Annotated in this window: 6 protein-coding genes; 1 reads left to right on the top strand and 5 read right to left on the bottom strand. The window is 60.0% G+C overall.

From position 1 onward, the window contains the following. Positions 1-616 precede the first annotated feature (616 nt). From atpC to atpH, 5 genes are read right to left on the bottom strand one after another with little or no spacing between them, the layout of a single operon-like run. Positions 617-1,033 carry an ATP synthase F1 subunit epsilon gene (atpC, locus tag HKD28_RS13400; protein WP_194268728.1) on the bottom strand — a complete coding sequence of 139 codons (417 nt, stop codon included), beginning with the start codon at positions 1,031-1,033 and terminating at the stop codon, positions 617-619. 4 nt (positions 1,034-1,037) lie between these two features. Continuing rightward, positions 1,038-2,501, bottom strand: a complete 1,464-nt coding sequence (atpD, locus tag HKD28_RS13395) for a F0F1 ATP synthase subunit beta (RefSeq protein WP_099286092.1) — start codon at positions 2,499-2,501, stop codon at positions 1,038-1,040. A 22-nt stretch (positions 2,502-2,523) separates the two neighbouring features. Further along, positions 2,524-3,414 (bottom strand): F0F1 ATP synthase subunit gamma, encoded by an 891-nt coding sequence (locus HKD28_RS13390; protein WP_194268727.1) that lies wholly within the window; start codon positions 3,412-3,414, stop codon positions 2,524-2,526. A 9-nt stretch (positions 3,415-3,423) separates the two neighbouring features. Beyond that, complete coding sequence (gene atpA, locus HKD28_RS13385) at positions 3,424-4,959, bottom strand: F0F1 ATP synthase subunit alpha (RefSeq protein WP_062028188.1); 1,536 nt, start codon at positions 4,957-4,959, stop codon at positions 3,424-3,426. Next, positions 4,959-5,531, bottom strand: a complete 573-nt coding sequence (gene atpH / locus HKD28_RS13380; protein ID WP_194268726.1) for an ATP synthase F1 subunit delta — start codon at positions 5,529-5,531, stop codon at positions 4,959-4,961. The genes atpA and atpH overlap by 1 nt, the downstream gene beginning before the upstream one ends. 330 nt (positions 5,532-5,861) lie before the next feature. On the opposite strand from atpH, the gene HKD28_RS13375 reads away from it, so the two are divergent. After that, a complete protein-coding gene (locus HKD28_RS13375; RefSeq protein WP_194268725.1) occupies positions 5,862-6,398 on the top strand; it encodes a cupin domain-containing protein in 537 nt (178 codons plus the stop codon). The last annotated feature ends 7 nt before the right edge of the window (positions 6,399-6,405 follow it).

The raw sequence follows: 6,405 nt of genomic DNA, 5'->3' as shown, positions 1-6,405 counted from the left end.
ACGCCGCCAACATATCCCTTCCAATTCCATATTCAATTTTCAAAGACCGTCATCCCCGCCGCTCCAGAGCCCCTCGAAGTGGGCCCCGCTGCGTCGGTGAACGGGCTTATAGGACCACCTCAGCATACTGTCAAACACATTCAGACTCGCACTTACTCACACAGCCAATACCCTGAATTCCCTCACAAAAACCACTTATCCCCATAATCCATTGAGAATCCGAAATGAAGAAAACATGAAAAAAGCGCCTTTACGGCACTTTTTTCGGTCGTTTTCTTTGAATTACCCAGTTTAGCGCTTGTTCAACGTCTCTCGGGTTCCCCGAGAGGCGTCCTATCGCGTCTTACGCCTCACACAGCGTTCTTGCAGAGAAAGCCCTCCCCTGCCTGCGGGATAAACCCTTAAGCATTAGGCTTCTGAGAATAAGCCAATCAGGTCCGCACCTTCCAAGAGCTCCTCTCCACGCCCAGACAATACGCTTGGTGTTTGAGTACGGTGTCTTTCAGGCACGGGAGCATGCATTTCTACGAAAGAAAAATCTTGGAGAAATGGCAAAGAAAAACCCGCTTCACCTTGCGATGAAGCGGGTTTTTCAAATTTGATCTAAACGGAAGGCTCAGGCTTGGCTGCGATCCTGAACAGCTTCCAGTTCGGCGCGAACCGACTGAAGCTCGCGACTGATCTGGTCGTGCATGTCGACGTCATTCGGACCGATTTCGGCCCAACGGCTTTCCAGATCCCGCAGACGGGCCTTGGCCTCGTCTACGGACAGCTCGCTCATGAGCTGCGCGGAGTCGGCCAGAATGGTGCAGTGATCTGCGCCCATATCGGCGAATCCACCCGTCACGAAGTAACGGTCCACGATCTTGTCGCCCTGATAAAGGGCCACAACGCCGCCCCGCAGCTGAAGCATCAGCGGTGCGCGGTCCGGCATGGCTGCAATATCGCCTTCCATGCCCGGGACCACGGCCATGTCGACATCACGTTCGACAAGGCGCTTTTCCGGGCTGACGATCTCGATGCGAAGCGGCATCGGATCAGGCCTCCTGCTTCATCTTCTCGGCCTTCGCGATGGCCTCGTCGATATCACCGACCATGTAGAAAGCACCTTCCGGCAGGTGATCGTACTCGCCAGCCACGACAGCCTTGAAGGAACGGATCGTATCTTCAAGAGAGACCAGCTTGCCCGGGGCGCCCGTGAAGACTTCGGCCACATGGAACGGCTGGGACAGGAAGCGCTGGATGCGACGGGCGCGACCAACGATCTTCTTGTCGTCTTCGGACAGTTCGTCCATGCCAAGGATCGCAATAATATCCTGCAGACCCTTGTAGGTCTGGAGGGTCTGCTGGACCTGACGGGCGACCTGATAGTGCTCTTCACCAACGATCTTCGGATCGAGCGAACGGGATGTCGAATCCAGCGGGTCAACAGCCGGATAGATGCCCATTTCAGCGATCGAACGGTTCAGAACCGTCGTTGCATCAAGATGAGCGAAGGTCGCAGCCGGAGCCGGATCGGTCAGATCGTCAGCCGGGACATACACGGCCTGAACGGACGTAATCGAGCCCTTCTTCGTGGAGGTAATACGCTCCTGCAGGGCGCCCATCTCGGTGGCCAGCGTCGGCTGGTAACCCACTGCGGAGGGGATACGGCCCAGAAGTGCGGAAACTTCAGAACCAGCCTGCGTGAAGCGAAAAATGTTGTCCACGAAGAACAGGACGTCCTGGCCTTCTTCGTCACGGAAATATTCGGCAAGCGACAGACCCGTCAGGGCGACGCGCGAACGCGCTCCCGGCGGCTCGTTCATCTGGCCATAGACCAGCGCAACCTTGGAACCCTCGGTCGAGCCATCTTCGGCGATCTTGATGACACCTGCGTCCTGCATTTCGAAATACAGGTCGTTACCTTCACGCGTACGCTCGCCGACACCGGCGAAGACGGACACGCCGCCATGGGCTTTCGCGATGTTGTTGATGAGTTCCTGAATGATGACCGTCTTGCCGACGCCGGCGCCACCGAACAGACCGATCTTGCCACCCTTGAGGTACGGGCAGAGCAGATCGACGACCTTGATGCCGGTCACGAGGATCTCGGACGCAGCGGCCTGATCTTCAAAAGCCGGAGCCGGGCGGTGGATCGGGAAGCGCAGTTCGCTGCTGATCGGGCCGCGCTCGTCGATGGGCTCACCAACGACGTTCAGGATACGGCCGAGCGTTGCCGGGCCAACCGGCACCATGATCTGCGTGCCCGTGTCACGGACTTCGGCGCCACGGACCAGGCCGTCGGTCGTGTCCATGGCGATGCAGCGGACCTGACGCTCGCCGATTTCCTGTGCAACTTCCAGAACCAGCGTATGATCGCCGTTCTGGACGTGCAGGGCGTTCAGAATGAAGGGAAGATCGCCTTCGAACTGCACGTCCACGACGGGGCCACGCACCTGAGTGACGCGGCCGACCACGTTGTTGGCAGCTCCGGCAGAAGGGGTAAGGGTTTCGGACATCGGATTCGTCTCCTGCGTGATCTCAAACGGCTTCTGCGCCGGAGATGATTTCGATCAGATCGTTGGTGATGTTGGCCTGACGCGTACGATTGTACTTCTGCGACAGACGGTCGATGGCCTTGCTGGCATTGCGGCTGGCATTGTCCATCGCGGTCATGCGCGCACCCTGCTCGCCAGCAGCACTTTCCAGCAGGGCCGAGAAGATCTGGACCTGAAGGTTGCGCGGCAGAAGCTGCGTCAGAAGCGTCGTCTCGTCCGGCTCGAATTCGTACTGGGCCGTGTCGGCATCCGGAGCGGCATTGTCGTTCTCGGGAACCGCGAGCGGAACCAGAGGTGCCTGGACCGGAACCTGCGTCATGGCATTGAGGAAGCGGTTATAGACCAGCGTGCAGCGGTCGATGTCGCCAGCTTCCAGAAGGGTCACGATCCGGCTTCCGATGTCGGTAGCCTTGTCGAACCCGACATCCTTGCCTTCGGTTCCGGCCAGACGATCAACTATCATGTCCGGATAGTGACGCACGAGGATATCGGCTCCCTTGCGCCCGACCGGCAGGATACGAACCGTCTTGCCTTCCGATACCAGCGTATCGACCAGCTGACGGGCACTGCGGACGATATTGGCGTTGAAGCCGCCAGCAAGGCCACGGTCAGAGGTCAGCACCACCACGAGATGGGTCTGGTCCTTGCCCGTTCCCGCGAGAAGGCGCGGCAGGCTTGTCGCGTCCTCACCCCGGGTCGCCGTCGCCAGCTCTGCCATCATGCGACGCATGGCGTCGGCATAGGGGCGAGCCGCTTCGGCCTGCATCTGAGCGCGTCGCAGCTTGGAGGCTGCAACCATTTTCATCGCGTTCGTGATCTTGCGCGTCGATTTGACGCCCGTGATCCGTCCACGCAGTTCCTTCAGCGAAGCCATGGGCTATCCTCAGGCCGAAAAGCGCTTGCCGAATGCTTCGAGCAGCTCCTTGAGCTTGCCTTCCGTCTCCGGCTTGATCTGGCGGTCATTGCGAATGGCCGTCAGGATGTCAGAGCCCGCACCGCGCAGCTCGGACAGGAGAGCAGCTTCGTAGGCCACAACCTTGTCCACGGCGATCGGATCAACGTAGCCACGCGTACCGGCGTACAGAACAACAACCTGTTCTTCGACGGGCAGCGGGGACGTCTCGGGCTGCTTCAGCAGCTCGACCAGACGGGCACCACGATCAAGCTGCTTGCGGGTTGCGGCGTCCAGGTCGGAAGCAAACTGCGAGAACGCAGCCATTTCACGATACTGCGCCAGCTCCAGCTTGATCTTGCCGGCAACCTGCTTCATCGCCTTGATCTGAGCGGCGGAACCCACACGGGACACAGAGCCACCGACGTTCACGGCCGGGCGGATGCCCTTGTAGAACAGATCCGTCTCAAGGAAGATCTGACCGTCGGTGATGGAGATCACGTTGGTCGGGATGTAGGCAGCCGTATCACCAGCCTGCGTCTCGATGACCGGCAGGGCCGTCAGGGAGCCGCCGCCATTGGCGTCGGACATCTTGGCCGCACGTTCCAGCAGACGGGAGTGCAGGTAGAATACGTCACCCGGGAAGGCTTCACGTGCCGGCGGACGACGCAGCAGCAGGGACATCTGACGGTAAGCCACAGCCTGCTTGGACAGATCGTCGTAGCAGACGAGAGCGTGCATGCCGTTGTCGCGGAAATACTCACCCATGGCGCAAGCCGTGTACGGAGCAAGATACTGCATCGGAGCCGCATCGGAAGCAGTAGCGGCAACAACGATGGAGTATTCCATCGCGCCATGCTCGGTCAGCGTGCGGACTAGGTTGGCCACCGTGGAGCGCTTCTGGCCGATGGCGACATAGATGCAGTACAGGGATTTCTTCGGATCACCTTCGGCATTGACCGGCTTCTGGGCGACGATGGTGTCGATCAGGATCGCGGTCTTGCCCGTCTGGCGGTCACCGATGATCAGCTCACGCTGGCCACGTCCGATGGGGACGAGCGCATCGATCGCCTTGATGCCGGTCTGCATCGGCTCGCTGACCGACTGGCGCGGCATGATGCCCGGAGCTTTCACTTCGGCGCGGCGGTACTCAACGTCCGTCAGCGGGCCACGGCCGTCGATCGGGTTGCCCAGACCGTCAACCACGCGTCCAAGCAGGCCCTTGCCGACCGGAACTTCAACCACGGACTTCGTACGCAGGACGGTGTCGCCCTCGCGGATACCGTCGCCATCGCCGAACAGAACCACACCGACATTGTCGGCTTCGAGGTTCAGGGCCATGCCCTTGAGGCCAGTTCCTTCGAACTCGACCATTTCACCGGCCATGACATTGTTCAGGCCGTAGACGCGGGCGATACCGTCGCCGATGGACAGGACCGTTCCCGTTTCGGAAACGGTCTCGACCTGGTCGAAAGACGCGATCTGCTGCTTGAGGATGTCCGAAATCTCGGCGGGACGGATATCCATCACGCGGCTCCCTTCATGGCGTTCTGCAGGCGGGTCAGGCGCCCGGCGATCGAAGTGTCAAAGAGTGTGGAACCGATCCGTACGGTCATGCCACCAAGGAGGGCAGCGTCCGTATGTTCGGTCATGGACACGCGGCTGTAACCGGCTTCGGCCAGTCGGGCCTGAAGCTGGCTGCGCTGCGTGTCGTTAAGAGGCTGTGCGGAGCGGACTTCGGCCACGACTTCGCCACGCAGGGCGGCATCGAGCGCCAGAACACCGTCCAGAATGGATGCGAGATCAGGCAGACGGCGGTTTTCGGCGATGACGCCGACGAACCGACGCAGGACGTCTCCAAAGCCGAGCTTCGACATCAGGACATTCGAAACCGTCTGACTCTGGCGGATGTCCATCCGGGCGTCAGCCAGGAATTTCCGCAGGTCGTCGCTTTCGGAAATGGCGGTACGCAGCGCCTTCACTTCACCCAGAACATCGGGAAGATTTCCCTGCTCCGAAGCGAGATCATAAAGCGCACGGGCGTAGCGCTGGGCCAAGCCCCCTGTCTGTCCAACCTGCGGCACCTGTGTCACCGTCACACGCGTGTTCCGTCTCACTAAATCCGCCGCAGAGTGCGGCCGGAACCGGCTTATCCGGTCCCTTGCATCAAAACTGTCCGGACCGGGCATAGACGTCCCTGCGCAGGATTCGTCTGAAACCCGGTCCTCCACTTGGCGCCGCCTCTAGCACGCTGTCCCAGCCCTGCGCAACCAAGAGGATCGCAAATAGCCTCCTCAGACTGAAGGATCGTGACGCGGGTTTGCGTTTTATGCTGCCGAACTGGCATGACGGGCGTTTCACAGCGGCTTTCCGGCAGATTTTCTTCTGCCCCGTCACGCCCTCCCCAACAAAAAACATATGGAGATTCGATGTCTATCCAGAAGCGCCTTTTTCTCCTGCTCGGCGCCCTGTCCGTTCCCGTCCTGGGTCCAGTGGCTTATGCGACCCCCATTGAGGACAAACCCTCCTTCCCCACCATCTCCTATTGGGACAACTGGACCGATCCGCAGGGAACCACGCATCTGACCAAATGCAAGATGTCGACCTTCCATGAAGATTCTCTCACGCCTGATGGCGACAAGATCATGCTCAGCAGCCCCCATGACGGACCGGCAACCGTGACCCTGCGCGTTCAGCCTCCGCACTGGAAGGGAGGATGGAGCGAAAGTCATCGGGTGCAGTGGATCGTGCCGCTTTCAGGAATCTATTTCGTCAAAGCCATGGACGGGACCAGCGTCGAACTGAATCCGGGAGACATCCTGCTCAATGAGGACGTGGCGCCGATTGCTCACGGCTCGGACCCCAAAGGCCATCTATCCGGAAATGTCGGTGATGCCGCCGTGGCGCTTCAGGTTCTCCAGTTCGGAGACGCAACACCGTCGCATACTCCCTGCCAGTGGCAGTGAGGGCAGG

It is taken from the genome of Gluconobacter cadivus (assembly GCF_015244745.1).
Classification (GTDB): domain Bacteria; phylum Pseudomonadota; class Alphaproteobacteria; order Acetobacterales; family Acetobacteraceae; genus Gluconobacter; species Gluconobacter cadivus.
This window is presented reverse-complemented; position numbering and strand designations above follow the sequence as displayed.

What these genes read in the sequence shown, in the direction of transcription:
- atpC (WP_194268728.1), bottom strand. Translation starts at nt 1,033, where the DNA reads ATGCCGCTTCGCATCGAGATCGTCAGCCCGGAAAAGCGCCTTGTCGAA.
- atpD (WP_099286092.1), bottom strand. Translation starts at nt 2,501, where the DNA reads ATGTCCGAAACCCTTACCCCTTCTGCCGGAGCTGCCAACAACGTGGTC.
- HKD28_RS13390 (WP_194268727.1), bottom strand. Translation starts at nt 3,414, where the DNA reads ATGGCTTCGCTGAAGGAACTGCGTGGACGGATCACGGGCGTCAAATCG.
- atpA (WP_062028188.1), bottom strand. Translation starts at nt 4,959, where the DNA reads ATGGATATCCGTCCCGCCGAGATTTCGGACATCCTCAAGCAGCAGATC.
- HKD28_RS13375 (WP_194268725.1), top strand. Translation starts at nt 5,862, where the DNA reads ATGTCTATCCAGAAGCGCCTTTTTCTCCTGCTCGGCGCCCTGTCCGTT.